The 26,571-nt window shown below is 69.6% G+C and carries 27 protein-coding genes; 8 read left to right on the forward strand and 19 right to left on the reverse strand.

The features are described 5' to 3' along the window. Positions 1 to 370: 370 nt before the first annotated feature. From QRN19_RS14940 to QRN19_RS14990, 11 genes are all read right to left on the reverse strand, one after another. Entirely contained in the window at positions 371 to 1,837 is a 1,467-nt protein-coding gene (locus QRN19_RS14940; protein WP_285027886.1) for a hypothetical protein, read from the reverse strand. After that, positions 1,827 to 2,645: a TIGR03943 family putative permease subunit gene (locus QRN19_RS14945; RefSeq protein WP_285027887.1), complete on the reverse strand. Its 819-nt coding sequence runs from the start codon at positions 2,643 to 2,645 to the stop codon at positions 1,827 to 1,829. The genes QRN19_RS14940 and QRN19_RS14945 overlap by 11 nt, the downstream gene beginning before the upstream one ends. Next, complete coding sequence (locus QRN19_RS14950) at positions 2,638 to 3,726, reverse strand: permease (RefSeq protein ID WP_502928268.1); 1,089 nt, start codon at positions 3,724 to 3,726, stop codon at positions 2,638 to 2,640. The genes QRN19_RS14945 and QRN19_RS14950 overlap by 8 nt, the downstream gene beginning before the upstream one ends. A 7-nt stretch (positions 3,727 to 3,733) precedes the next feature. Beyond that, the gene (locus tag QRN19_RS14955) at positions 3,734 to 4,135 is read right to left on the reverse strand and encodes a Fur family transcriptional regulator (RefSeq protein ID WP_079704165.1); all 402 of its coding nucleotides are present in this window, start codon (positions 4,133 to 4,135) and stop codon (positions 3,734 to 3,736) included. A 92-nt stretch (positions 4,136 to 4,227) separates the two neighbouring features. Beyond that, positions 4,228 to 5,127, reverse strand: a complete 900-nt coding sequence (locus tag QRN19_RS14960) for a metal ABC transporter permease (RefSeq protein WP_085511689.1) — start codon at positions 5,125 to 5,127, stop codon at positions 4,228 to 4,230. Continuing rightward, entirely contained in the window at positions 5,124 to 5,978 is an 855-nt protein-coding gene (locus QRN19_RS14965) for a metal ABC transporter ATP-binding protein (RefSeq protein WP_285027892.1), read from the reverse strand. Before QRN19_RS14965 ends, QRN19_RS14960 begins: the two co-directional genes overlap by 4 nt. Then, positions 5,975 to 6,964 (reverse strand): metal ABC transporter solute-binding protein, Zn/Mn family, encoded by a 990-nt coding sequence (locus QRN19_RS14970; RefSeq protein ID WP_285027894.1) that lies wholly within the window; start codon positions 6,962 to 6,964, stop codon positions 5,975 to 5,977. The genes QRN19_RS14965 and QRN19_RS14970 overlap by 4 nt, the downstream gene beginning before the upstream one ends. Before the next feature lie 136 nt (positions 6,965 to 7,100). Further along, complete coding sequence (locus QRN19_RS14975) at positions 7,101 to 8,474, reverse strand: dihydrolipoamide acetyltransferase family protein (RefSeq protein ID WP_285027896.1); 1,374 nt, start codon at positions 8,472 to 8,474, stop codon at positions 7,101 to 7,103. Positions 8,475 to 8,500: 26 nt separating this feature from the next. Next, positions 8,501 to 9,481, reverse strand: coding sequence for an alpha-ketoacid dehydrogenase subunit beta (locus QRN19_RS14980; RefSeq protein ID WP_285027898.1), 981 nt, complete (start codon positions 9,479 to 9,481; stop codon positions 8,501 to 8,503). Then, complete coding sequence (locus tag QRN19_RS14985; RefSeq protein ID WP_086472326.1) at positions 9,478 to 10,617, reverse strand: thiamine pyrophosphate-dependent dehydrogenase E1 component subunit alpha; 1,140 nt, start codon at positions 10,615 to 10,617, stop codon at positions 9,478 to 9,480. Before QRN19_RS14985 ends, QRN19_RS14980 begins: the two co-directional genes overlap by 4 nt. Continuing rightward, positions 10,614 to 11,765: a histidinol-phosphate transaminase gene (locus QRN19_RS14990; protein WP_285027901.1), complete on the reverse strand. Its 1,152-nt coding sequence runs from the start codon at positions 11,763 to 11,765 to the stop codon at positions 10,614 to 10,616. The genes QRN19_RS14985 and QRN19_RS14990 overlap by 4 nt, the downstream gene beginning before the upstream one ends. A 100-nt stretch (positions 11,766 to 11,865) precedes the next feature. Here QRN19_RS14990 and QRN19_RS14995 point away from each other — a divergent pair, with 100 nt between their 5' ends. Further along, entirely contained in the window at positions 11,866 to 12,258 is a 393-nt protein-coding gene (locus QRN19_RS14995) for a phage holin family protein (protein WP_191939856.1), read from the forward strand. A gap of 29 nt (positions 12,259 to 12,287) precedes the next feature. On the opposite strand, the gene QRN19_RS15000 is transcribed toward QRN19_RS14995, so the two are convergent. Together QRN19_RS15000 and QRN19_RS15005 are read right to left on the reverse strand one after the other, a co-directional pair. Then, positions 12,288 to 13,742 (reverse strand): hypothetical protein, encoded by a 1,455-nt coding sequence (locus QRN19_RS15000; RefSeq protein ID WP_285027905.1) that lies wholly within the window; start codon positions 13,740 to 13,742, stop codon positions 12,288 to 12,290. Next, entirely contained in the window at positions 13,739 to 14,047 is a 309-nt protein-coding gene (locus tag QRN19_RS15005) for a hypothetical protein (protein WP_285027906.1), read from the reverse strand. Before QRN19_RS15005 ends, QRN19_RS15000 begins: the two co-directional genes overlap by 4 nt. A gap of 176 nt (positions 14,048 to 14,223) precedes the next feature. Here QRN19_RS15005 and QRN19_RS15010 point away from each other — a divergent pair, with 176 nt between their 5' ends. Together QRN19_RS15010 and purB are read left to right on the forward strand one after the other, a co-directional pair. Beyond that, positions 14,224 to 14,751 carry a low molecular weight protein-tyrosine-phosphatase gene (locus QRN19_RS15010; RefSeq protein WP_285027908.1) on the forward strand — a complete coding sequence of 176 codons (528 nt, stop codon included), beginning with the start codon at positions 14,224 to 14,226 and terminating at the stop codon, positions 14,749 to 14,751. After that, positions 14,748 to 16,130, forward strand: coding sequence for an adenylosuccinate lyase (gene purB, locus QRN19_RS15015; RefSeq protein WP_285027910.1), 1,383 nt, complete (start codon positions 14,748 to 14,750; stop codon positions 16,128 to 16,130). The genes QRN19_RS15010 and purB overlap by 4 nt, the downstream gene beginning before the upstream one ends. A 76-nt stretch (positions 16,131 to 16,206) precedes the next feature. Here the strand turns inward: purB and QRN19_RS15020 are convergent, their stop codons facing one another. The 3 genes from QRN19_RS15020 to QRN19_RS15030 all read right to left on the reverse strand — a co-directional run bounded on the left by QRN19_RS15020 (position 16,207) and on the right by QRN19_RS15030 (position 18,255). Next, entirely contained in the window at positions 16,207 to 16,473 is a 267-nt protein-coding gene (locus QRN19_RS15020; protein WP_056010480.1) for a hypothetical protein, read from the reverse strand. Beyond that, the gene (locus QRN19_RS15025; protein WP_285027912.1) at positions 16,470 to 17,129 is read right to left on the reverse strand and encodes a hypothetical protein; all 660 of its coding nucleotides are present in this window, start codon (positions 17,127 to 17,129) and stop codon (positions 16,470 to 16,472) included. Before QRN19_RS15025 ends, QRN19_RS15020 begins: the two co-directional genes overlap by 4 nt. A 70-nt stretch (positions 17,130 to 17,199) precedes the next feature. After that, a complete protein-coding gene (locus QRN19_RS15030; RefSeq protein WP_285027914.1) occupies positions 17,200 to 18,255 on the reverse strand; it encodes an NAD(P)H-dependent flavin oxidoreductase in 1,056 nt (351 codons plus the stop codon). Positions 18,256 to 18,379: 124 nt separating this feature from the next. On the opposite strand from QRN19_RS15030, the gene QRN19_RS15035 reads away from it, so the two are divergent. From QRN19_RS15035 to QRN19_RS15055, 5 genes are all read left to right on the forward strand, one after another. Further along, entirely contained in the window at positions 18,380 to 19,159 is a 780-nt protein-coding gene (locus tag QRN19_RS15035) for a carbon-nitrogen hydrolase family protein (RefSeq protein ID WP_285027916.1), read from the forward strand. 61 nt (positions 19,160 to 19,220) lie between these two features. Then, complete coding sequence (locus QRN19_RS15040) at positions 19,221 to 20,687, forward strand: APC family permease (RefSeq protein ID WP_285027919.1); 1,467 nt, start codon at positions 19,221 to 19,223, stop codon at positions 20,685 to 20,687. A gap of 41 nt (positions 20,688 to 20,728) precedes the next feature. After that, entirely contained in the window at positions 20,729 to 21,469 is a 741-nt protein-coding gene (locus QRN19_RS15045; protein ID WP_285027921.1) for a FadR/GntR family transcriptional regulator, read from the forward strand. Positions 21,470 to 21,557: 88 nt separating this feature from the next. Beyond that, positions 21,558 to 22,502: a putative endonuclease domain-containing protein gene (locus QRN19_RS15050; protein WP_285027924.1), complete on the forward strand. Its 945-nt coding sequence runs from the start codon at positions 21,558 to 21,560 to the stop codon at positions 22,500 to 22,502. Between the two features lie 124 nt (positions 22,503 to 22,626). After that, complete coding sequence (locus tag QRN19_RS15055; RefSeq protein WP_285027926.1) at positions 22,627 to 24,291, forward strand: MinD/ParA family ATP-binding protein; 1,665 nt, start codon at positions 22,627 to 22,629, stop codon at positions 24,289 to 24,291. Positions 24,292 to 24,494: 203 nt separating this feature from the next. Here QRN19_RS15055 and QRN19_RS15060 read toward each other — a convergent pair whose 3' ends face one another. The 3 genes from QRN19_RS15060 to QRN19_RS15070 form a co-directional block, all read right to left on the reverse strand. Then, a complete protein-coding gene (locus tag QRN19_RS15060; protein ID WP_285027928.1) occupies positions 24,495 to 25,634 on the reverse strand; it encodes an FAD binding domain-containing protein in 1,140 nt (379 codons plus the stop codon). A gap of 119 nt (positions 25,635 to 25,753) precedes the next feature. Further along, the gene (locus QRN19_RS15065; RefSeq protein WP_285027929.1) at positions 25,754 to 26,080 is read right to left on the reverse strand and encodes a transcriptional regulator; all 327 of its coding nucleotides are present in this window, start codon (positions 26,078 to 26,080) and stop codon (positions 25,754 to 25,756) included. Continuing rightward, positions 26,073 to 26,516: a hypothetical protein gene (locus QRN19_RS15070; RefSeq protein WP_285027932.1), complete on the reverse strand. Its 444-nt coding sequence runs from the start codon at positions 26,514 to 26,516 to the stop codon at positions 26,073 to 26,075. The genes QRN19_RS15065 and QRN19_RS15070 overlap by 8 nt, the downstream gene beginning before the upstream one ends. Between the last annotated feature and the right edge of the window lie 55 nt (positions 26,517 to 26,571).

Consider the following 26,571-nt stretch of genomic DNA (forward strand, 5'->3'; position numbering starts at 1 on the left):
GATCGGATGCTCCTGCCTTTGGCCATCACGACCGCCCTGCAGGGCAACTTCTCTATCTTACATCTTCCCGGCTTGTTGTCAACTCGGCGTTTCAGCTGCTCTGCGAACAGAGTCATGCTGAGCACGAGTGACACCAGGAGGAGGTCATCCAACCGAGACTTGAAACGGTAACATCGAAATGTTCTCGCTTTTGGCTGGGGATTGTCCCCGCTTGAGGCCGAGAAGCTCTTCCGCTTCCCGCACCTTTGGGGTGACGAGTGATTACTCTACGTGTGTCTCGGGATCGTGGCAAATTCCGCTTGCATCCCGGGCGTGTCGCCCGGAATCGCGCGGTTTTCGCCGAGGCGGTCCCGAACGGGCCGGCTCTGGGTCACTGCGCGACACCCGTGCCGGCGCACCAGGACAGGTCGAAACCGGCCTGCGTCCCGACCACCTTGCCGGTGCGGGCGTCGACGACCTCGATCTCGGGACCGTTGGGCATCGGCGCGTTGGCGTATCCGTCGAAGCCGGCCTTCGCGAAGTCGGGGACCACGACGACCGCGACGTACTCCGCGTTCGGGCTCGCGCACAGTGACCAGATGACGGCACCTGCGTCAGGTCGATAGAGCTCGGCGGTCGCGCCGTCCTTGATCGCCAGTACCCGCTGCTCCGTGGTGCCGGCGGCGCGGTCGTAGTCGGCGTAGATCCTGGCCGACAGGGACTCGGACAGTGCGACGAGTTGTCCGGGGATCTCGGTGGGTGCCACCGAGGGCAGGACGAACGGTTCACTCTTCCCCGTCGCGAGGTCGAGCACGACCACACCGTCGACCTGCTCGATGACGACCTTGGTGGTCCCCGGGATGTAGCTGGAGATGAGGGACGCTCGGCCGAGCAGCACCGGATCGGTCGTCGCAGCGGGATCGAGCAGCTCGAGTGAGTTGTCCACCGTGCGGACGAGCATCGAGGAGGTCCGGGGCACGAACGACCACTCCGCCGCCTGGACCGCAGCCCCGTCGATCCCACCGACCCGCGCGGCCGCCGTGGGTTTCCCCTCCCGCAGTTCGAACGAGTACAGCGTGAGGTTGTCGCCGCCATCGCGGCCGAACGACTGTTCCGTGAACAGGAACCCCACCCGGCTCTGCGCGGGAGCGGTCTGCAAGGAGGTGATCATGCCGCCCATCGGGAGGGCCACCTCCTGGGTACTCCCGTCGGTCGTGTCCACCACCACGATGCGACCGAGCCCGCTCGTCTCCTGCTCCACGACGATCAGGGAGTCACCGATCGTCGCGAACTCCTGGATCTTCGCCGCTTCGTACGCGGTCTCGGATTCGCCACCGCCGATCGACAGGCGCACGATCCGGTCGTCCGGCTTCGTCGCAGCCGAGCCGCCGTCCTTGACCGGACTCCTCACGAGAGAGAACCCCTCGACGGGCGGCGTCGAGAACGACGTCGTGAGCGTGGCCGCCGGCCCGCCACCCGGTGCGGTGACCCCGTCGACCGTGATCCGGTAGTCCGTCGCGTAGGCGAGCGGCTCGGGGAACACCAGCGTGATGCCGCCGGCCCCGGTACTGACGTCGAAGTCGGCTGCCGGCTCGATCCGCACCCGGTCCGACCCGAGATCCGCGATCGGTTGGTTCACCGCCAGGACGACCCGCTGGCCCCAGGACTCCACGAGTCCGGTCGGATCGACCACCGTGCGGACGAGCTTCGGGCCCTGGGTCAGCCCCACGACCGCCGCGCCGCCCCCGATGACGACGAGCGCGATCAGCACGATCGCGACCAGGCGGCCGAACCCGCTCCGCTCGGCGGCGGCCGCCGTCACCCGGCCTCGTGCAGCATCCCGGCGATCAGTAGTCATACGGGTCCGCCGGCTCCTCGACCGTGTCGACCTTCGCCGTCCCGACCACCAACGGCAGATGCGAGGCGTCGCCCGCGGTGAGCGCGCCCGAGACCTCGACCCAGTCGCCGGGCTTGAGCCGTTGCTCCCAACCGTCGAGCTGGACGGGCACGCCGACCGGTTGTGCGTCAACGGCGCAGCAGTTCACGACGAACCGCGAGACGTAGAAGACGTCGGCCGCATCCGGATCGGCGATCACGAAGCCGACCCCGGTGAAGGCACGCCCCTCGAGGTCGGCGGGACGCGTCGTCTGACGCAACAGCGTCGCCCAGTCCTTGATGCCGAAGGTGCTGAAGTCCGGGTTCGAGGTGAGCACTGTCTGGGCGTCCTGTCCCTGGACCTCACCCGCGAGCGTGCCGGAGTTCACCGCGCGCTGGTCGGCCGTCGCGACCGAGAGGGTCGACGGCGGGAGCACCACCATCGCGCCGACCACCGCGAGACTGCCCACCACGGAGGCGAGCTGCAGCGCCGTTCGCCCACGACGCTTCGGCACCTCCTCGACGTCCACATGGACGAGGACGCTGACGATGCCGAGCGCGACCGCGATGAGCGCCATGATGACGGTGAACACGAAGTAGCGCGGGTGGATGTAGAGCCCGAGGCGATCGGTCAGCGCGAGCCAGAGGATGCACACCGCGGCGGTGACGAGCAACAGCACGCCCCACCATCGCTGCCGGAGACGCTCGAGCAGCGGGATGCGACGACCGTCGACCGTCGACGTCGCGGCGTGCCGGTGGTCGTGTTCGTGGGTGGCGTTCTGATCAGGCAAGGGCGTTCACTCCGAATCCGAGGGCCGCCGAGAACAGCACGGCGACCGCGGTGATGATCACGAGGGTCCTGGTCGTGTAGGTGGTGCGCATGAGCGCGAGCATCTTGACGTCGACGACGGGGCCGAGGACGAGGAAGGCGACGATCGAGCCGGGCATGAACGTCGAGCCGAAGGACAGCACGAAGAAGGCGTCGACGTTCGAGCAGATCGAGACGATCACGGCGAGCGTCATCATCGCGAGCACCGACCAGACGGGGTTCGCGCCGAGGGTGACGAGCACCTCGCGTGGCACGAGCACCTGCACGGCACCGGCCACGGCCGACCCGATGAGCAGCGCCGGCATGATCGCGCGCGCCTCCGCGACGAACTGCTGGAGGCTGCGCTCAACCTTCGTGTGCTCGTGTCCGTGCTGCTCGGTCACCTCGCAGCTGGCCTGGAACGTCGGTGTGAGCAGCGAGCCGGGATCGGGGTGCTTGCTGAAGAGCCACCCGATGAGGTTCGCGAGCAGGAATCCGCCGACGAGCCGGGCGACGAGGATCCCGCCGTCCCAGCCGAAGGCCTGATGCGTCGTGACGATGACGATCGGGTTGAGGATCGGCGCCGCGAGCAGGAAGGTGATCGACTCCGGCACCGTGAACCCGCGCACGATGAGCCCGCGGGCGAGCGGGACGTTCCCGCACTCGCAGACCGGCAGGAACATGCCGAGCAGTGAGATGCACGCTCGACGGAGGATCGGCTGCGTCGGCAGCCCCCGCTCGAGCCAGCCGTCGGGAAGCCAGATCTGCACGAGGATCGACAGCACGATGCCGAGCACGACGAACGGCAGCGACTCCACCACCACGCTGAGCGTCAGCGTCACGAAGTCGCGGACCGCGGTGGGCGGGGTGAGCGCCTCACCGAGCGGCATGAGCGCCCGGAGCACGAAGAGCCCGACCACCACGAGCAGTGCGACACCGATCAGGAGCGGCGTCCGCAGGTTCCGTGGATCACGCCCTTCGGTGCGACCCCAGTGCTCCGCGCCGTCGTCGTCGGGCGCGGTCCAGTCGTCATCGACCCCGAGGGTGCCGGTCGTCCTGCTCACTCCGGCCTCACGCGCGCTGGGCCGCCGCCGAGCAGTTCTCGCAGAGCCCGAAGACGTCGACGACGTGCTTCGCCTCGGTGAACCCGTGCTGCGACGCGACCGAGCGCGCCCAGGCTTCGACCTCGTCGGCCTCGATCTCGATGGTGAGACCACAGTTGCGGCAGATGAGGTGGTGATGGTGGGTGCCCGGCGTGCAGGCGCGGTAGAGGTTCTCGCCCTCAGGCGACTGCAGGGAGTCCGCTTCGCCCTCGACCGCGAGGTCGGAGAGGGCGCGGTACACGGTCGCGAGCCCGATCGGTGAACCGGTGTCGCGGAGTTCGGCGTGCAGGCCCTGGGCGCTGATGAATCCGTCGTTGCCGCCGAGGGCCTCGCGGACAGCTTCTCGCTGCCAGGTGTTGCGCTTCGCCACGGGTGCTCCTGCCTGTCGCTTCAAGGGTACCCGGGAACCGCTCGGAGGAGGCTCCGAAGCAGCTCCACGCGGACGCGGTGCACGGTCCAGGATCATCGTGCGACCTGGGCGTGCCGCGTCTCGCCGACGGGTGCCCGACGACCACGTCTCCCGGACGCGGTGCGCGGCCCGACGATGCGGCAGACGAGGTAGATGAGGAAGGAGATCGTCGTGATGTACGGGCTGATCGGGAGTGATCCACCGATGGCGAGCAGGATGCCGCCGACCGCCGAGACGAAGCCGAAGAGCATGCTTAGCACCGGGACGAGTACGGGCGACGACGACACCCGGAGCGCCGCGGCCGCGGGCGTCACGAGCAGTGCGAGGACGAGTAGCGCACCGATGATCTGCACCGACACCGCGACCGTGAGCCCGAGCAGCACCATGAAGGCGAGCGAGACGAACCGACTCGGCACACCGCGCGCTGCGGCGACGTCCGGGTCGAGGCTGTCGAAGCTGAGCGGCCGCCAGAGGAGCAGGAGCGCGACCAGCACGACGATGCTGATGACGATGAGCAGGCCGAGCTGCGGGTCGTCGACCGAGACGATCTGCCCGGTGAGGAGCCCGAACTTGTTGGCACTCCGTCCCGGATAGAGCGCGAGGAAGAGGATGCCGAGGCCGAGGCCGAACGGCATGAGCACCCCGATGATCGAGTTGCGGTCGCGCGCCTTCGAGCCGAGCAGGCCGATGAGGATCGCGGCGACGAGGGACCCCGCGAGGGACCCGACGACGACGTTGGCCCCGAACAGCAGCGCACCGGCGGCGCCGGCGAAGGACAGCTCGCTGATCCCGTGCACCGCGAACGCCATGTCCCGCTGCATGACGAACACGCCGATGAGGCCGCCGACGATGCCCAGGACCGCGCCGGCGATGATCGAGTTCTGCACGAGTTCGAGCAGGGCGCCGTAGTCCTGGAAGTTGAACAGGCGTCCCCAGAGGTCGTCGGTGTTCATGCGCCGACCCCCACCGCACCGGTGTGCGGATCGTCGTGGTGATGGTGGTGGGTCTCGCTGTCGGGGATGCCGACCACGACGACCCGGCCGTGGCTGCGGAGCACGTCGACGGGCGTGCCGTAGAGCTCGGACAGCACCTCGCTGCGGAGCACCTCGTCGGGGGTGCCCTCCCGGAACCGGCCGCCCGCGAGATACAGGATGCGGTCGACCATGGGGAGCACCGGGTTCACGTCGTGGGTGACGAAGACCACCGCCGTGTCGTGCTCACGTCGGCGACGGTCGATGAGTTCGCTGACCCCACGCTGATGCTGGAGGTCGAGGCTGAGCAGCGGCTCGTCGCAGAGCAGGAGGATCGGGTCGTCCGCGAGCGCCTGGGCGACGCGGAGTCGCTGCTGTTCACCGCCGGACAGGGTGCCGACTGCGCCGTCGGCGTAGGCGGTCGCGCCGACGGAGGCGATCAGCTCGTCGACCCGACGCTTTGTCGCCGCAGTGCGGATGGGAAGTCCGAACCGGTGGCCGTCGACGCCGAGGGCGACGAGATCGCGACCGCGCATCGGCGTGCCGGCCGGGATGAGCTTCTGCTGCGGGATGTAGCCGATGCGGCGGTCGCCTCGGTGCACCGGTCCCCCGGCGACCTTGATGGTCCCGCGGTCGAGCTGCTGCTGCCCGAGGATGGTGCGCAGCAGGCTCGTCTTGCCGGAGCCGTTCGGGCCGAGCACGGCGAGGAACTCCCCCGGTCGCACCGAGAGGTCGAGGCCGTCCCAAAGCGTTCGTCCGCCGAAACCGAGCTCGGCCCCGGCGAGCGCGAGGACGTCGACGGGGCCTGAGCCATTGGTCGGACCGCTGGTCATCGATCCAGGGCGTCCGCCACGGCGTCGACGTTCTCGGTCATCCACGAGAGGTAGTCCTTGCCGTCCGGGAGGGTCTCGGTGAATGACAGCACCGGCACGCCTGCGTTCTCCGCGGCGGTCTTGACCTGCTCGGTCTCGCCGCCACTCGTCTGCTCATTGTAGGCAAGCAGCGCGACCGATCCGCCGCCGAAGAGGTCGAGCGTCTCCTTGAGGACGGTCGGTGACACGTCGGTGCCCTCCTCGATCGCCTCGCTGAACGCCTCTGGGGTGCGGTTCACGAGTCCGGCGCCCTCGAGCAGGTAGAGCGGGACGGGCTCGGTGATGGCGACACCCTCGCCGTCGTGTGCGGTCTTGATCGCGGCCTGGGCCGTCTCGATCGTGCCGAGGGACTCGGTGAACGCCTTCGCGTTCGCGGTGTACGTGGCTGCGTTCGCGCTGTCGAGTTCGCCGAGCTCCTTGGCCAGCTCGTCGGCGAGCTTCGCCATCGTCGGGAGGCTGTACCAGACGTGCTCGTTGAAGCCCTCGATGTGGTCGTGGCCGTCGTCCTCGGCGTGCGCGTCTCCGGTGTGCGCCTCCTCCGTGTGCTCCTCGTCGGCGTGGTCGTCGTCCGGGGCGAGCCCCGACAGGTCGACGACGTTGACGACCTCGACGGACTCGTTCTTGGCGGCATCGAGGAGCGTGTCGACGAACGGGTCGTAGCCGCCACCGTTCTCGATGACGAGGTCGGCGTTCTTGATGGAGAGCTGGTCCTGCGTGCTCGCCTCGTAGGAATGCGGGTCCTGGGCGGCGGACGAGATGAGCGAGGTCACCTCGACGTCCTTGCCGCCGATCTTCGAGGCGATGTCGCCGTACACGTTCGTGGAGGCGACGATGTTGATCTTGCCGTCGTCGGCCGCGCTCGACGCGGTGCCGCCGGAGCAGCCCGCGAGGACGAGGGCGGCTGCCGGGACGATGGCCAAGGTCGGAAGCAGGGTGCGAGCGCGCATTGATGAACCTTCTCGATCGGGGTGAGAGCACCAACGGTACGCCTATTGATACTGATTCTCAAAATCGCCCTTCGACAGGCTCAGGGGCCGAAGGGGAGGCCCAGGGACCGAAGCGAAGGTTCAGCGGCCCCAGTACTCAGTCGAGCAGCAGCGCCGGCTCCTCGATGATCGACGCGACGTCCGCCAGGAAGCGGCTCGCGACGTCGCCGTCCACCACGCGGTGGTCGAACGAGGCGCCGAGCGTCGTCACGAAGCGGCTACGCACCTCGCCGTCGACGACCCACGGCTTCTGCTTGATCGTGCCGAGCGCGACGATGCCGACCTCGCCCGGGTTGAGGATCGGGGTGCCGGTGTCCATGCCGAAGACACCGATGTTCGTCACCGTGATCGTGCCGTTCTGCTGGTCGGCCGGCGGCGTCTTGCCATCGCGGGCCGTGAGCGTGAGGGTCTCGAGGGCGCGCGCCAGCTCGAGCAGGCTCATCGCCTGTGCCTCCTTGACGTTCGGGACGATGAGTCCGCGCGGGGTCGCGGCGGCCACACCGAGGTTCACGTAGTGGCGGACGATGATCTCCTGGTCCGTCCACTCGCTGTTGACCGTGGGGTTCCGGCGGACCGCCCAGATCATCGCCTTGGCCATGATGAGCAGCGGCGAGACCTTGACGCCGGCGAAGTCCGTCGAGTTCTTCAGTCGCTTGACGAACTCCATCGTGCGCGTCGCGTCGACGTCGACGAAGAGCGAGACGTGCGGCGCGGTGAACGCACTGCGGGTCATGGCCGTCGCGATGGCCTTGCGGACGCCCTTGACCGGGATGCGCTCCTCCCGCTCGTCGGCCCACTCCGGTGTCTCGATGTTGCGGAACACGCTCGCCTGGCTGGCTTCGCGGATGACGTCGTCGCGGGTGATCTCCCCCGCGAGCCCGGTGCCCTCGATGGCCGTGAGGTCGACCTCGAGGTCTTTCGCGAGCTTCCGGATCGGCGGCTTGGCGATGACCGGCAGCGCGGATGCGGCGGGGATGCTCGACGGCGGCTGGCGGCGCACGGGCGGCTGCGGGGTGACGGCCGGGCTCGCCGGCTCGACGACCGGCGTCGCGCCACGGCCGCGGCGACGACTCGAGGTGCTGCCGGCGCTGCCGTAGCCGACGAGCACGGCGCCTGGGCGCGGCTCTTCGGCGGGAGAGACGCTCGCCGCGGTGTCGGCGGCCAGCGTGGCCTCCTCCGACTCGACAACCGACGGTGCGGGCGTGGGCGGCTCGGCGGTCGCTGCTCCACCACCGGTGCTCACGCTGATGATGGGCGTCCCGACGTCGACGGTCTGGCCCTCCTCGACGAGCAGGGCGCCGACGGTCCCGGCGAACGGCGACGGGAGTTCGACGAGCGATTTCGCGGTCTCGATCTCGACCAGCACCTGGTTGACCGAGACGGCGTCGCCCGGCGCGACCTTCCATGCGACGATCTCGGCCTCGGTCAGGCCTTCGCCGACGTCCGGCAGTTCGAACTGGAGATCACTCATCGTGGTTCCTCGTCTTCCTTCGGTGTTCAGTACGCCAGCGAGCGATCGACGGCCTCGAGGATGCGGTCGGCATCCGGGAGGTAGACGCCTTCGAGCTTCGCCGGCGGGAACGGGGTGTCGAACCCGGACACCCGCAGAACGGGGGCCTCGAGTGAGTAGAAGGCTCGCTCGGTGACGGTCGCCGCGATCTCCGAGCCGACGCTCGTGAAGCCGGGCGCCTCCTGCACGTAGACGAGGCGGCCGGTCCGGCGGACGGATTCGACGAGCGGGGCGTAGTCGATGGGCGACAACGAGCGCATGTCGACGACCTCGACGCTCGTGCCCTCGGTGGCGGCCAGTTCAGCCGCCTGCAGCATGACGCTGACGATCGCGCCGTGTCCGGCGAGGGTGACCTCCGTGCCGGTGCGGACGACGCGGCTGCCGTGCAGCGGTGCGGCCGAGCCGTCGAGGTCGACCTCGCCCTTCGGCCAGTAGCGGCTCTTCGGCTCGAGGAAGACGACCGGGTCGTTCGAGGCGATGGCCTCCTGGATCATCCAGTAGGCGTCGTTCGGGGTCGACGGACTGACCACGCGGAGGCCGGCCGTGTGGGCGAAGTACGCCTCGGGGCTCTCCTGGTGGTGCTCGACCGCGCCGATGTGTCCGCCGTAGGGGATCCGGATGACGACGGGCATCTGCAGCTTGCCCTCATGCCGGTTGGTGAGCTTCGCGAGCTGCGTCGTGATCTGGTTGAACGCCGGGAACACGAAGCCGTCGAACTGGATCTCGCACACCGGACGGTAGCCGCGCATGGCGAGACCGATCGCGGTGCCGACGATGCCGGACTCCGCGAGCGGGGTGTCGAGGACGCGGTCACCACCGAACTCGGCGTGCAGGCCCTCGGTGACGCGGAAGACGCCGCCGAGCGGGCCGATGTCCTCGCCCATCAGCAGGACCTTGTCGTCTTCGGTCATCGCCTTGCGCAGGCCGGCGTTCAGCGCCTTGGCCATCGGCATGGTGGTCGTCGTCATGCGTTGCCTCCTTCGAGCGAGGCCTCGTAGCGTTCGAGCCAGGCCTGCTGCTCCACCATGAGCGGGTGCGGTTCGGAGTAGACGCCCTCGAACATGAGCTCGGGGCCCGGGGCCTCGAGTGCGAGCGTGCGCACGCGGGTGTCCTCGGCGAGCGCCGCAGCCTCCTCGTCGACCTCGGCGAAGAACGCGTCCGAGGCGCCGAGCCCCTGGAGGTACGTCTTGAACCGGACGATCGGATCGCGGGCGATCCAGGACTGGAGTTCGTCGTCGGTGCGGTACTTGGTCGGGTCGTCGCTCGTGGTGTGCGCGCCGACGCGATAGGTCATCGCCTCGATGAGGCTCGGGCCGTGGCCGGCGCGGGCGTCGTCGAGGTGCTTCGCCGCCGTCGCGTAGCTCGCGAGCACGTCGTTGCCGTCGATGCGGACGCTGTCGAGGCCGAAGCCGGCGGCGCGCTGGTAGAGCGGCTCGCGGGCCTGGCGGGAGACGGGGACGGAGATGGCCCACTGGTTGTTCTGCAGGAAGAACACCTGCGGCGTCTGGTAGCTGGCGGCGTAGATGTACGCCTCGTTCGCGTCACCCTCGGAGCTCGAGCCGTCGCCGAAGTAGACGAGCACGGCCGTGTCGCGGTCGGGGTCGCCGGTGCCGACGGCCTTGTCGAAGTTCAGGCCCATCGCGTAGCCGGTCGCGTGCAGGGTCTGAGCGGCGAGCACGAGGGTGTACAGGTGCATGTTGCCGTTCGACGGATCTGCCGGGTCCCAGCCGCCGTGCGTGTTACCGCGCATGAGGCGGACGATGTCGATGGGGTCGACGCCGCGGATCATCGCGACGACGTGTTCGCGGTAGGAGGGGAAGATGTGGTCCTGGGCTCGCGCCGCACGGGCCGAACCGACCTGCGCCGCCTCCTGCCCGTGACTCGGCGGCCACAGCGCCATCTGGCCCTGACGCTGCAGGTTCGTCGCCTCGATGTCGAAGGCGCGGACGTTCGCCATGTCGCGGTAGAACTGCTGCAGGTCGGTCTCGGTCAGGCGATCGAGGAACGGCTGATAGCGCTCCGCGTGTTCGTTCGGCGCGAAGGTGCCGGCCGCGTCGATGAACTGGACGCTGGGCACGGTGGGGTCGTCTCCGGAACGGCTCATCGTGAGCGCACTCCCTCTCGTGTCGGGTGGTCGGCCGGCAGTCCGGCGAGGATCTCTGCTGCGGCGGCGAGGAGCGGTTCGATCGACTCGGCTTCACCGATCGAGATGCGGACGCCGTCGCCGGGGAAGGCGCGGCCGACGATGCCGTGCGCGAGGAAGGTCTCGTTCGCCGCGGCCGTCTGCTCGCCGAGGCCGAACCAGACGAAGTTGCCCTGAGCGGCGGGGATGAACCAGCCCTGTTCACGGAGTGCGGCGGCGAGGTCGTCGCGTCGTGCGGTGATGACCGCGACGCGCGCTCGGATGTCCTCGGCGTTCGCGAGTCCGGCGATGGCCGCCTGCTGGGCGGGCGCGGTGCTGGAGAGCGGGATGGCCGCGTTGCGGGCACCGTCGAGGACGAGCTCGTGGCCGATGGCCCAGCCGACGCGGAGGCCGGCGAGACCGTAGGCCTTCGAGAAGGTGCGGAGCACGACGAGGTTCGGGTACTCGTCGAGGAGCGGGATGCCGTTGACGGCGTCATCGTCCGTGACGAACTCACGGTAGGCCTCGTCGAGGAGGACGAGCACGTCGGACGGCACGGAGCGGAGGAAGGCGAGGAAGGCGTCGCGCTCGACGACCGGACCCGTGGGGTTGTTCGGCGTGCAGACGATGACGACGCGGGTGCGGTCGGTGACGGCCGCGGACATCGCCCCGAGGTCGTGGGAGCCGTCGGGCCGGTTGGGCACGCGCACGGACGTCGCCCCGGCGACGGTCACGAGACCCGGGTAGGCCTCGAAGGAGCGCCAGGCGAAGACGACCTCGTCTCCCGGACCGGCGGTCGCGGTGATGAACTGGCTGAGGAGCGCGACCGAGCCCGCCCCGATGTGGATGCGTTCCGGCGTGACCCCGTTGGCTTCGGCGAGCGCCGTGCGCAACGCGAGTGCGGCGCCGTCGGGGTAGCGGTGGGAGTTCGCGGCCGTGTCGGTGATGGCCGAGAGGACGGCGTCGAGCGGCGGGAACGGGACCTCGTTGCTGGAGAGCTTGAAGGCGTCGGGTGCGGCCGGCTTACCCTGGCGGTAGGGCGGCAGATCTGCGATCTCCGGACGGAGACGGACCGGGCTCCGGCCCGGCTGAGCGGCCGGCTGGGCGGTGGTTGGCAGGTTGTCACTCACTCGACGAGTCTAGGCCGCGAAGGATACCTGCGTCGGAATGCAGTGCGCCGGTCCGAATCGGCCCTTTGCCCGTCGTGGCAGGGGTGGGAGGATTACCGTCATGGGACGTTTTCTGCTGAACCTGATCGTCAACGGCTTCGCCATCTGGGTCACGACCCTCATCGTCGCGGGAGTGAACGTGACGCCGTACGCGCCCGGCGGCACGCTGGAGACGATCCTGACCTTCGCGCTCGTCGCGCTCATCTTCGCGGTCGTGAACACCATCATCGGCTCGGTCATCAAGGTGCTCGCGTTCCCCCTCTACATCCTCACGCTCGGGCTCATCGGGCTCCTCATCAACGGGCTCCTCCTCCTCATCACCGCAGGCATCAGCGGTTGGTTCGGCTTCGGCCTGACCGTCGACGGCTTCTGGTGGGGCGTCCTCGGGGCGATCGTCATCTCGATCGTGAACTGGCTGCTCGGCATCGTCATCCGCCCGAAGACCAAGGACTGACCGGCGCGAAGAACTCCTCCGATTGCGGTTCACTCCACTCGATCCGCTCGGTACTGCGACGTCTCGCCGTCACCGGCGAGCTCGGAGAGCGGCTTGACGACTTCCTGGAGGCGCGGATCCGACGACGCGTCGGCGAGCCGCGCCGTGTCCCAGTAGTTCTCGAGCCGGTGGGCCGGCAGCGGGTCGTCGCCGCTCGGCGGAGGCGCACCGTCGAACAGCGACCGGCTGACGACCGTTCCTCCATCAGGCTGGCCCTGACGGCGCCCTGACAGCGCTGGGATGACGTCCTCCGTGTGCTCGAAGTGCGCTCGCGGCACGTCTTCGTCGAAGACGATCGTGTTGACCGGCGCCCCGAAGGTGACGAGCGATGAGTCGTAGTCACCGCTGGCTGCGATGGCTGCCGCGACGATCCCACCCTGCGAGTACCCGACGTGCAGCACCGATGCTCCTTTCGGGACACCTGCGAGTTCCATGGCGTCGAGGGTCGCCCTCGTGCTGTCGGCGGCGAGACCCGGGAGGGCTGAAGCGGCCACGGCGTCCAGATTGCTCTGGTTGTCCCACGGCTCCGATCCGGTGTTCGGAAGACCCGTGTCGATCGTGCCGCCCGACCACACGATCCACTGCTCCGACCCGGTGGCGTCGACATGCCGCTCGACCCGGATCTGGGGGCTCCCCTCCCCTCCGTGCGGCATCCGTCGGGCCAGCTCCTCGTACGTTGTCGGCGGGGAGACGCGGTCGTCCTCGCCGTCCGCCCGAGGGACGGGAGAGGTCCGCACCCCGGAGGTCGTCAGGACGCCGGTCGCATCGGCAGTGCGCGCCACGACCAAGGCGGCGAGCGCGACACCCGGCACCCCGTCGGCCGTTGCCATCATGGAGAGGATGCCGGCGGGGAGCCCCCCGGCCCCGACCAACCACTCATCCGCCGACGAGACGATGCGACGCACCGCATCCGCGAAGAGCGGTGTGGCCATGAGGTCACGCAAGCCCCGTTCGGCGGCGGCGTCGAACTGCTCGCCTGCCCCTTCCGACACCGCGCCGACGACCGCGCGGACGACGGATCCGAGCAGCAGCACGGCTCCGATGCCGACGGCGCCGGGCGCCCAGGACACAGGAGACGCGCCCAGCGCCCAGGCGTTGGCGCCATCGGTCAGCTCGAAGAGGGACGCGACCGTGCGCTCGATGTCGCCGTACGCCTCAGCCGACAGGAGGAGTCGTTCTCCGAGGTGAGTCGCCTCGCCCCCGGCTTGCCTGAGCAGGGCTGCTGCCCGCGCGGCGGCCTCCCGGCCCGCCTCTCCGTCGAGCTGTGGGACCAGGAGCGGTCCGGTCGGCGCATGGGAGGCGTCCATGCGACCCACGGCGTCAAGCCGCCCTGCCCATTCCTCGCATGAGGCGCCGAGCGAAACCAGGGTGCGCGCGAGGTTCAGATGGCCGTCCGTCGCGATAGCGACCACCCCTCCACCACGGAGCACGAGGTCGTCGCTCACCGGAGGCTCCCAGCCGATATGGTCCCAGCGGCTCCGAGCGATCTCCGAAGCGCCTCGTCGAGCGCCGACGCTGCTTCACGCAACCGCCCGACGAGGTCGTCCGCCGCCCAGGAGAACTCCATCGCCGCCGGCCCTGCCCAGTCCAATCCGGATCGCCCGTGCATGAAGTCCGTGATGCCGGTGCTCAGCGCGCTCAGGACGGCGTCGACGCACTGCGCCCGCGACTGAAGTGCCGCGAGGGCCTCCTCCGCAGTCCATTCCGACGGGGAATCCATCGCAAACGGGTCGTAGTACTCCAACGTCATGTCCCCTCGCCCTCCGCCCGCCCACCGCCGGCATCACGCTCGACTCTGCCCAACGGGCGGAGCGGTCACGCCAGCACACCGTGCTGATGTGGAGGAAGCCGACCGGAGTGGAGCTGTGGAGTGGAGTCAGCTGGGAACGGTTCGACGGCTCGGGTGCGGTCGGCCAGAATAGATGCATGAACACCCTCGGGGAGGCCGACCCCGGCACGACCCCGTTCCGCGTGTGCTTCGTCTGCGCGGGCAACATCTGTCGATCCCCGATGGCCGAGAGCGTCTTCACCGACCTCGTCGCGGCCGCCGGACTGGAACGGGTCGTGGAGGTCTCCTCCGCCGGCACCGGTGACTGGCACGTCGGCGAGCACGCCGACCACCGCACGGTCACCGCGCTGCGAGCGCACGGCCACGACGCCACCGCCCACCGGGCCAAGCAGTTCGACCCCGATCGCTTCGACAGGTACGACCTCGTCGTCGCCCTCGACCGCAGTCACGAACGCATCCTGCGAGCCTGGGCAGGCAACGACGCCGACCGTTCCAAGGTGCACCTGCTCCTGAGCTTCGACAGCACCTCCGGGACCCGCGACGTCCCCGACCCCTATTACTCGGACGCCCAGATGTTCGAGACCGTCCTCGGCATGATCGACCATGCCTGCAGATCCCTCTTCCACCAGCTCGAACCAGCACTGACCCAGGGAGCCACCCCATGACCGAATTCCCCGCCCAGCCGCTCAGCCCGCTCGACGGTCGCTACCGCCCCGCCGTGACGGCGCTCGGAGAGTACCTCTCGGAGGCCGGCCTGAACCGCGCCCGTGTGCAGGTCGAGGTCGAGTGGCTCGTCTACCTCACCGAGCACTCGATGTTCGGCTCCTCCCCGCTCACCCCGGCGGAGATCGAGCAGCTCCGCGCGCTCTACCTCGACTTCGGCCAGGCCGACATCGACTGGCTGGCCGAGAAGGAGGCCGTCACGCGTCACGATGTGAAGGCCGTCGAGTACCTCGTGCGCCACCGCCTGTCCGAGCTCGGGCTCGACCGTATCGCCGAACTCACCCACATCGCCTGCACGAGCGAGGACATCAACAACCTCTCCTACGCGCTCACCGTGTCGCAGGCGGTCCGCGCCATCTGGCTGCCGAAGCTGCGCCTCGTCCTCGACTCCCTGCGCACCAAGGCCGTCGACTTCCGGGCCGTCCCGATGCTCGCCCGCACGCACGGCCAGCCGGCGACGCCCACCACGATGGGCCGCGAGCTCGCCGTTACGGTCTACCGACTCGAGCGCATCGCCCTCCAGATCGAGGCGAACGAGTACCTCGGCAAGTTCTCCGGCGCGACCGGCACCTTCGCCGCCCATGTCGTCGCCGACCCCGACGCGGACTGGCCCGCCATCTCGCGTGAGTTCGTCGAGGGACTCGGGCTCGACTGGAACCCGCTGACGACGCAGATCGAGTCGCACGACTGGCAGGCCGAGCTCTACGGCAAGATCTCCCACGCCAACCGCGTGCTGCACAACCTCGCCACGGACATGTGGACGTACATCTCCATCGGCTACTTCCGACAGATCCCGGTCGCGGGCGCCACCGGCTCGTCGACCATGCCCCACAAGGTCAACCCGATCCGCTTCGAGAACGCCGAGGCCAACCTGGAGCTGTCGAGCGCGATCCTCGACTCCCTCGCCGCCACCCTCGTCACCTCACGACTCCAGCGCGACCTCACCGACTCGAGCGCCCAGCGCAACATCGGTGTCGGGTTCGGCCACTCGCTGCTCGCCCTCGACAACATCCTCGGCGGCCTCGGAAAGATCGACCTCGCGGAGGACGTGCTTGCCGCGGACCTCGACCACAACTGGGAGGTGCTCGCGGAGGCGATCCAGACGGTCATCCGCGCCGAGGTGACCGCGGGCCGCTCGAGCATCGAGGACCCCTACGCGCTGCTCAAGGAGCTCACGCGCGGCAAGCGTCTCGGCCAGGCGGAGCTCGTCGAGTTCGTCTCCCGACTCGACATCGGCGACGCCGCGAAGCAGCGCCTGCTCGAGCTCACCCCGGCGACGTACCTCGGGCTCTCCGACGACCTGGTGGACTACCTGCCGTAGCCGGACGGTGCTCGTTCGCCCAGGAATGGGCGAACGAGTACCGGGTCGCCCAAGAATGGGCGAATGAAGCCGAAGGTCAGTGGCCGGAGGGGCGCGGCGGACGCTTGTCGTCGCCGTCCTGCTCGTCGAGGTCGAGCTTCTCCTGGAAGTCGGGCTTCACGGCGAGCGCCAGCATCGCGAGGACGACGAGCGAGGCGATGAACGCGATGCCCAGGCCGATGAGCGACAGGACGATCTCGCGGGTCGACATCAGGACGACGACGCCGGTGAAGACCCCCATGACGCCCGAGAGCACGAGGAGTTCTATCGGGCGCAGGACGTCGTCGCGGTTGGGCTTGCTCATGATGCGGCTCCCGCCGTGCCGGTGGTGTCGTCGGTGACTGCGCCGGCGACCGGGCGTTTGCCCGCCCACCGCAGCGACAGTCCGCCGATGACGAGGTAGACGCCGACGATCGCGGCGTATGCCCCGACGAGGCCGACGACGACGATGTCCGCACGGAGGACACCTTCGACACCTCCCGGGGCGGCGAATCGCTGCTCGAGTCCGGGCGGGACGAGGAGCGTCGCGATGGCGAGCAGCACCGTGAAGGCACCGACCGCGGTCCAGTCCTTCGCCGCGGCGAGGCGTCCGCGCCAGCGGATCCCGCTGTACAGTTCGAGGAATCCGGTGAGGGCCGCCCACAGGGTGACGACGTAGAGGAAGATGCTCAGCCCGCCGCCGCTCACGAGCAGGGAGAAGACGCCGGTCACGACGCCGATGATGCCCTGACCGAGGAAGAAGGCGCGCGTCACGGTGTCGGAGAAGTTCGGGAAGGCGAAGGCGCCGACGATCGCGCCGGACAGCAGCGTGAAGACCCCGAAGACCACGAGGCCGAACTGCGAGGAGTGGCCCTGCGTGAAGGTGACGACCCCCGCCGTGGCGAGCGCGATCACCGCACGCAGGATCGGGACCATCCAGTACCGATCGTGCTTGGCGCCGTCGAACGGAATGCTGGGCACGGTGAACGTCTCATCTCTTGCAGGAAGTCCCCTCCAGCTTACGCGGTCCGGCGGGCGACGCGGACCGGGGTCAGGGTGCCCTGGGTGGGACCGACAGGCCCGCGGCGAGTTCCGCGAAGACGGACTCGGCATCGGCCCGATCCCGGGTCAGCAGTGACGCCTGCCCAGTCCAGAAGCCCTGGAGGTCCGCGACGCCCCGCTCGGAGGCGACGGTGCGGAACCGCCCGGTCAGCCAGTTCTGGACCGGGAACGGGGCGACGATCCCCGACGCCTCGATCTGGCGCAACACCCGGTTCGGGACACCCCGGCCGAGCCTGCCGCTCATCGCGCGCGTGAGGACGGTGCCGTCGGCGGGCGTCGAGACGATGGCCGCCCGATGCTCGGCCGTCGCAGCGGAGACGCTCGTGCGGAGGAAGGCGGTCCCGACCTGCACACCGGCGGCGCCGAGCGCCCGTGCGGCGGCGACACCACGTCGGTCGGCGATACCGCCGGCGGCGATCACCGGGACCTCCAAGGCGTCGACGAGCTGCGGGATCAGGGCGACCAGGCCGACGAGGGAGTCCTCGGCTGCTCGCAGGAACGAGACGCGGTGACCGCCGGCTTCCATGCCCGTGCCGACGACGACGTCGACGCCGCCCTCCTGCAGGGCGAGTCCCTCGGCAACCGTGGTCGCCGTCCCGACCACGACGATGCCCCGCTCGTGCGCTGCGTCGACCACCGGCCGCGGCGGAACCCCGAAGACGAAGCTGACCACGGCGGGCCGCGCCTCCAGGACGGCCTCGATCTGCTCGTCGAAGGGCGGCACGTACCGGGCAGGGCGATCGGGCAGCTCGAGCGACAACTCGTCGAACACGGGTCGGAGCGCCTCGACCGCGGCTGCGAAGGACGCCTCGGAGTCGTCGGGCGACAGCTCGTCTCCACGCGGCAGCCACAGGTTCAGGGCAAAGGGCGCCGCGGTCCGCTCGCGGAGCGCGGTGACCGTCCGCTCGATGCGCTCGGCGTCGTAGCCGTACAGACCGAAGGAGCCGAGGCCGCCCAGCTCACTCACCGTCGCGGTGAGCTCGACGGAGGACAGACCTCCGAAGGGGCCGAGCACGATCGGGACGTCGACAGGAAGGGCACGCACGCCACCAGTATGTCCCTCGCCTCTTGCGGGCGAAACCGGATCGAAACATGATGGACATCAAACAACTCACTTTGAGCTGTTTACTGAGTGCATCGACGCACGCCCACAGAGGAGCTCCACCGCCATGACCCTGACCATCGCCGGACTGCAGCACCACGGCGTCCCCGGAGACGTCGAGGCGAACCTCGCGCTCGTCACCGACGCCGCCAGACAGGCATCGGATCGCGGCGCGGATCTGCTCGTCACCCCTGAGATGTTCGTCACCGGGTACAACCTCGGCGACCGCCTCGCCCCGCTCGCCACCCCGGAGCTGGTCGACCGGGTCGCCGCCATCGCCGGCGAGACCGGGATCGCGATCCTCGCGGGCCTCCCCGAACCGCTCCCGGGCGGCGCCGTCGCGAACGCCCTCGTCCTCATCGGTCCTGACGGGACCGAGCTGCTCCGGTACCACAAGACGCACCTGTTCGGCGAGCTCGACCGACAGCTGTTCGTGGCGGGCGACACCCTCGCGCCGACCGTCGACCTGGGCGGTGTCCGCATCGCCGTCCTCATCTGTTACGACGTCGAGTTCCCCGAGACCGTCCGCGCAGCGGCCCTCGACGGCGCCGACGTCGTGATCGTCCCCACCGCCCAGATGGAGCCGTACGCGCACATCGCCGAGCGGCTCATCCCGGTTCGCGCCTGGGAGAACCAGGTCCACCTCGTCTACGTCAACCGCGTCGGTTCCGAAGGGGACCTCACCTACGTCGGCCGCAGCAGCATCGTCGGCCCGGACGGCGTGCTCCTCGACGCACTCGACGCGGACGCCGTCGGTCTCATGATCGCCACGATCGATCCCGAGGCCACCAAGCGCGCCAGGCAGGAGAACCCCTACCTCGCCGACCGTCGCGCCGAGCTGTATTGAACGACTCCGTCCTTCCTCCCCTCCCCCTCCGAGTCCCCCGACTCCCCTGGAAAGTGACCTCATGACCGTGAACCCCATCGCCGAGCCGCGTCAGCGCCTCGACGGCCAGCTCGGTACCGGCTCCATCGTCTTCATGGTGATCGCCGCCGCCGCACCACTCACCGTGATCGGCGGCAACGTCCCCATCGCGATCGGCACCGGCAACGGCGCCGGAGCTCCGATCGGCTTCGCCCTCGCCGCCGTGATCCTCCTCGTCTTCTCCGTCGGTTTCGTCACCATGACGCCGTTCGTGCGCGAGGCCGGCGCGTTCTTCTCCTACGTGACGGCCGGACTCGGCTCGCGCCTCGGTCTCGGTTCCGCGTTCACCGCCCTCGTGGCCTACACGGCGATCCAGGTGGGCGTCTACGGCTACATGGGGTGGGCGCTCGACGACCTCGTCACCTACTTCGGCGGCCCGAGCCTGCCCTGGTGGCTGTACTCCTTCGCGACGATGGCGATCGTCGCGGTGCTCGGCTACCGGCACATCGACCTGAGCGCGAAGGTGCTGGGCATCGCGCTGACGCTCGAGATCCTCGTGGTCGTCGTGCTCGACGTCGTCATCTTCGCGACGGGCGGCGCGGACGGCATCGCGGTCGAGACCTTCGATCCCGCCAACATCTTCACCGGCGGGATCGGCGTCGCCGTGCTCTTCGCCCTCACCGGCTTCATCGGATTCGAGGCGACCGCGGTCTTCCGGGACGAGGCGCGCAACCCGGAACGCACCATCCCGCGAGCCACGTACCTGGCCGTCGTCATCATCGGCGTGTTCTACGCCATCTCCTGCTGGGCGCTCGTGACGGGCGTCGGCGCCGGGAACGCCGTCGCCGTCGCCCAGCAGACGCTCGCCGGCGAGGGCAACCTCCTGCTCGACACGACGACGACCTACCTCGGCCCGATCATGCGCGACGTCGTCCAAGTGCTGCTCATCACGAGCCTGTTCGCCTGCGTGCTGTCGTTCCACAACGTCATCGCGCGCTACCAGTTCACGCTGGCGCAGAAGTCGGTGCTGCCCGCCCGCCTCGGCCGACGCCACCCCGCACACCACTCCCCGTCGACCTCCTCGATCGTGCAGACGGTGACGGCGGCCATCGTCCTCGCCGCGCTCGCCCTCGGCGGCCTCGACCCGCTCGTCGGGGTCTTCGGATCCATGGCCGGTGTGGCGACCGTCGGGATGGTGCTGCTCATGCTGACGACCTCGATCGCCGTCCTCGTGTTCTTCGCGCGCCGGCCCGAGCTGGTCGCCGGTCGCACGTGGGGTGCGCGGGTGTTCCCGATCCTCGCGGTGGTCGGACTCGCGTTCGCACTGTGGCTCGTGCTGTCGAACTTCACGCTCGTCACGGGCGGGAGCGTCGCCGTGAGTGTCGTGCTCGCCCTCATCCCCGTGGTCGCCATGCTGATCGGTATCGTGTTAGGGAAGCGGTTCCCCCTGGACACCGAGCCGGACGGCGCGGTGAGCGAGGCGACCGCCGACCAGCCGACGGCCGGCTGAACCAGGGTCGCGAAGTCGATCAGCGACGAGACGAGGGTGCCATGGATCTGGGTTCGCCCTCACTCGGAGCGATCCGCCGGACGACCGCCGTCGACACCGTCCGCGCACGCATCTCGCTGGCGTTGGAGCTCGGGATGCTGGTGCCCGGCCAACGGCTCCCGGCACCCGAGGAAGCGGCTCGAGCGTTCGGGGTCAGCGAGATGTCGGTGCGGCGCGCCTATCGGGCGCTGAGCGACGAGGGCGTCGTCGTCCGGCGACAGGGCAACACGGGTGGCACGTTCATCGCGGACGCCCCTGCGGTGGGCACCGTGCCCGAGATCGCCGCCTACCGCGAGGACGCCGTCCACGTGCACGCGCTCATCGACCAGCGCGCGACGCTCGAAGCCGGGCTCGCAGCACTGGCTGCCGCTGCACCGGAGGCATCCTCCCTGCGTCGACTCGACGACCTCGTGACGACCATGCGGACCGAGCCGGACTGGAGCCGATTCCGCGAGGCCGATGCGGCGTTCCACGCCGAGCTGGCGGTGTCGGCATGCGTGTCGGGCGCGGCCGACCTCCACGACCGCGTGTCCCGCGAGCTGTACTCCTACTTCATCCCCTACCGGATCGAGTACCTGCGCGCGTCGAACGAAGAGCATGCTCTGCTCGTCGCCGCGCTCCGTGACGGCGATGCGGCAGCAGCGAGTCGCCTCGCCTTCGACCACGTCGCGGAGCTCCACCGCTCGATGTACGTCGGCCTCGCGGGCGCTGGATCCACCGAGAGTGCGCAATCCGCTCCCTGAACAGCGTTGAGCCGACCGAATGCGCGCTCTCGATGGGGGCTGTGGATGACGGGAGCGAGCGTCGGCGCGCGATCGGGAGGATGGAGCGGTGCCTCGCCATCGTCCGCTCCCACCACGGATTGTTGGCACGGCGTTCGCGGTCGGCGACCGCGCGCTGCACGGTGAGACGAACGGAAGACTGCGCGGCAGTGATCTCGACGCACCGTTCTGGGGAGTGCGTTCGGTCGACGTCGACCTGACGAACGTCTTCGGCCGCTGTGCTGCGTTCGCCCCTCGACTCCGACCGGGGTGGGTCTTCAGCCATCTCACTGCGGCGGAACTCCTGGATGCCCCGCTTCCGAACTCCTGCGCGCACGACACGGACCTCCACATCGGCGCGCTCCACGGAGTGCAGCCGGCGCGTGGCCGAGGCATCGTCGGTCACCGGCTTGCCGAGGCGACCCGCACGACACAGGTCCGAGGCTTCACCCTCACCGCCCCGGCCGACACGTTCGCGCTCCTGGCGACGATGCTCGAGCTGCCTGACCTCGTCGCTGTCGGTGACTTCCTCGTATCCGGATCGCGAGTTCGCGGCGGATCTCGTCGCAACATCCACGCGACGATCGACGAGCTCGCTGCCGCCGTGACCGCCTACGGCTCCCGTCGGTCGGCTCGGCTCCTCCGCAATGCCCTTCCACTCGTGCGTGTGGGCGTCGATTCGCGTCCTGAGACGCACCTGCGCCTCGCGCTCATCGAGGCGGGCCTTCCGGAGCCGAGCGTCAACCCACCCGTGCGGGTGGACGGAGGCACTGCGGTACTCCATCCGGATCTCGCCGAACCGTGCCTCCGCATCGCCTATGAATACGAAGGCGATCTGCACCGCACCGACCAACAACGGTTCAGGAACGACATCGTTCGCCGCGAGCGGTTCGAGGCGGCCGGATGGCGGGTCGTCCGCGTCACAGCGCACGACCTCTTCGTCGACCGCGCGTCATTCATCACTCGAGTCCGGCGCCTACGAAGGCTCGTCGAGAGTGCCCATTCCGCTCGCTGATGCCGCCTGGTAGCGCAGAATGCGCACTCTCGGCGAGCCGTCAAGGCTGGGGGCGGAAATCCGACATGCGCCGTACTAAGGCATAGTGGGGACGGGTTCACCCCCGCCGCGAAGGAGTGAGAGCATGATCGACAAGGCCTCGATACAGGACTTCCCGCCGATGACGGCATCGCTGCTGGCGGACAATTCCGGCGTGTTCCGCGTCGGCACCGCCGAGCAGTACCTGACCGCCACCGACGAGGGAACGGCCCGCCGCCAGCTCGTCGAACTGATGCAGGCGGAGGCCCGGAAGTCGGGTCGACCGATCCGCGTGACGGTGACCGACCCCACGAGCGTCACCGTGCTCCTCGTCGGTGTCGACGGCGAACTGCAGGAGGAACCGCAATCCGCAGCGCCCGCGCGCACCGCGCAACGGACCACGCCACCGCCCGCAGCCGCGCAACGGGTGCCGCTCATCCAGGCGCCGCCGTCCACGCCCTCGCAGCCGGCACCCGCGCGTCCGGCTCCGGCTCAGCCGCAGACACCGCCCCGTGCCGCGCCCGTCCAGCCGTCGACACCTGCGCCGGTCCCGGCACAGCCCACGCCGCCAGCCTCCGCGAACCCGCAGGCGACCGCGACGCCGCAGCCCGTCCCCGCGCAACGCCCGACCGTGCAGCAGCCCACCTTCGGCACACCGCCGTTCCAGCCGGTCTCGAACCAGCCGAACGCTCAGCAGGCAGTGTCGGCGCAGCAGCCACCGGTGTCGGCGCAGCAGGCGCCGGCCCAGCGGGCGGTCCCGGCCCAGCCATCGGTGCAGGCACCGCCGACCGCACCCGCGCAGCAGCAACCCCCGGTCCCACAGCAGCAGGTTCCGGGCCAGCCGACCGCACCGGCTCGTCGTGATCTGCGCGATGCGCCCTCGTTCCTCGCGCCGCCCACGATCGGACCCGCGCAGCACGGGCTCGCCGGCCTGCTCAACAAACTCGGCTTCTCGGTGCCGCCGTCCGCGAGCGAGCGCGCCGAACGGGACGACGTCCACGCCGTGTCACGCCACTTCCCGAGGCGTCGCACCATCTCGGTCGCGAATCAGAAGGGCGGCGCCAACAAGACGCCGACCGTCGTCAACCTGTCGTCCGTCTTCGCCCGGTACGGCGGCGGCGGTGTCGCGGCGTGGGACAACAACGAGACCATGGGCACGCTCGGCTGGCGGACCGAGCAGGGCGGGCACGACTCGACCGTCCTCGACCTCCTCGCCGCGGCGGGCGACCTCCTCTCCCCCGGCGCCGAGCGAGCCGACCTGTCGCGGTTCGTCCACCACCAGCCCGGCGACAAGTACGAGGTGCTGCGATCCGCGGCGGACGGCGAGCACGTGGTGACCGCCGACGAGGTCGACCTCGTCCATCGCGTCCTCGCGAAGTACTACCGCCTGATCGTCATGGACTCGGGCAACTCGGCCGGCGCCCCCAACTGGCGGCGCATGGTGGAGCTGACCGACCAGCTCGTCATCCCGACCACGACGGTCGAGGACAAGAAGGAGGGCGCGCGACTCACCCTCACCGCCGTCAGCCGCGTGAGCGAGCGCGGTGCTGAACTCGCGCGCAACGCCGTCGTCATCGTCTCCGAGGCCGAGGCGAAGGACACGTCGATCGCAAACGCGTACGCCGAGGACTTCCGGCCGTACGTGCGCGACGTGGTCGTCGTCCCCTTCGATCCCGCGTTGAAGAACGGCGTCATCCGTCACGATGCCCTGCGGTCGGGCACGCAGCGGGCGTGGCTCGCAGCGGCTGCCGCGGTGTCCCGCGGACTCTGACCGGGCCATGACGCAGGGAGGATCGGAGACCGAGATCATGCGGGCGGCCGCGCTCGGCGACTACCTCAGGGCTCGTCGAGGACTGGTCCGACCGGAGGACGTGGGGTTCGTCCCGGAGGACGGGCGGGTCCGGACGGCGGGACGTCCGGCTGGATGTACTGCTCGACGTCGTCCATGGTGTTCTCCTCCTGATGAGTGTGCGGTCAGAGCTGCAGGGAACGAGCGATGCGACGGCCGTAGTCGCTGATCGCTCGCGCGATCGGGAGCCGCTCGGCCTCGTACTGCGAGAGTGCCGCGTCGACACCGAGCCCCAGGTCCAGGGCCGCGGCGAGCGCGAGTGCATCGCCGGCCGCTTTGGCGGCTCCCCTGGCGGTGTGCGGGCGGACCACGGCTGCAGCGTCTCCGAGAAGCGCGATGCGACCGCTCGTCATGCGCGGCGGCACGTAGTCGTAGATCGCCTGCATGAATGGGCGCGGCTCGGCTGCCACCGCTGCGGCGAACGGCGGTGGGAGGAGTCGCTCCGCCTCGGCGAGGAGTCGTTCGCGGAGCTCGCTCGGCAGGTCGCCGGGCGCGGTCGAGGAGCTCCCGGCCGGGCGGTGCGTCAGCCGCATGAGGTCGGCGACTTCGTGCTCGGACATGCTGCGGTACCAGACCCAGCTGTAGCGGCGTGCGCCGGGCTCGGTCTCCCCGTCCGCGCCGGGGACGAGGTACCCGAGCATGTGCACCCCGGGACCGGAGTAGAAGGCGAAACGTCCGAGCAAGGTGCGTGCGGCGGCGGCTGGGAGCTCGGCTTCGGGGATGAGGCCGCGCCAGGTGATGTACCCGGCGTACCGGTTGCGGTCGTCTTCGGGGGCGACGGCATGCCTGATGACGGAACGGAGTCCGTCGGCGCCGACGACGAGGTCGAACTCGTGCAGCTCCCCCGTCGCCGTCTCGACGGTGGCACCCTCGTCGCGGTCGTGCACGGTGGCGACTGCCTGTCCGAGCCGGTACCCCTCGGGCGGTACGAGGCTGCGGAAGACCGAGTAGGTGTGGTCCCAGGAGACTTGGATCTGCGGTGTGGGGTCGGTCGTCAGGACCCGGCCGTCTCGAGCGAGCGTGATGCGATCGGTGGCGACCACGCCGACGCGGGCCTCGGCGTCACGGCCAACCGCGTGCAGCAGGTCGTTGAGCTCCTGCTGGGCGACGAGCCCCGCGCCGCGGCGTTCGAGCCCGGTCCTGGACCGCTCGAAGACCGTCACGCGATGTCCGCGACGCGTGAGGAGGGAAGCCGCGAACAGGCCACCGAGGGAGCCGCCCACGATCCCGATCGACAGACGCTCTCCAGCAGGTGTCGCTCGCATCGCGCCCCCTTCCGACGGTCTGCTTCCACCGTAGGTCGGGCGGGTCACGCCTCGTTGCGACGTCCGTCGGAAGTCCGGTGCCGAGCCATGAGCGCCGCTCGCCACTGGAAGACCCCGCGTCACCGACGCGCCCGCTGCACGATGGCGTCGAGGGCGTCGAGGTAGGACTCGAAGGCGACCCGGCCCTCCGTCGTGAGGGCGATACGGCGTCCGCGTCGGTCCGTGTCGCTCTTCCCGATCTCGATCACCCCGGCGTCGGCGAGCGCCGAGAGGTGCTTGGACAGCGCCGACTTGCTCACACCGGTGATGCGCAGGAGCGAGGCGAAGTCGGTGTACTCGGCGGGCGCGAGTGCGGACAGCAGGGCGAGTCGGGCAGGCTCATGGAAGAGCGGGTTCAGCGCCTGGCGGCTGACCGCGGCATCCTCGGCTCCGTGGTCGTCAGGCATCGCGCGACCCCGACCATCCGCCGAGCGGCGTGGAGCCGTTCGCGAGGCGCACCAGCGCGGGAAGGCAGGCGGCGAACACGACGACAGCTGCGACGACCGCGGACACCGTGTTCGGTGCGGAGACACCTGCGGAGCGGGCGATCCACTGGGTCACGACGTAGACCACGGCGACCGCCACACCGCTCGCGGTGAGCAGCAGTACACCGGTCTGGTCCGACCAGTCGAGGCGGAGCTTCACCGGGCGCGCGAGGGACAGGGCGACGAACCCGATGGCGACGAGTCCGAGCAGCCAGACCATGTCGAGGTCGACGACGACCCCGAGCGCGATGATGAGTACCGCGGTGAGGATGGCGGTGGTGAGCGCTCCCTGGCGGGCGGAGCGGCGCGAGGCGTCTCGTGCCTGATTCAAGCGGTCCTGTGCGTCTTCATGATCCATGATCGACCTCCAGTCGTTGCGTCTGAAGGAACTATCACAGTGTTTTTCCAAAGGA

It is taken from the genome of Plantibacter sp. ME-Dv--P-122b, assembly GCF_030209375.1.
Classification (GTDB): Bacteria; Actinomycetota; Actinomycetes; order Actinomycetales; family Microbacteriaceae; genus Plantibacter.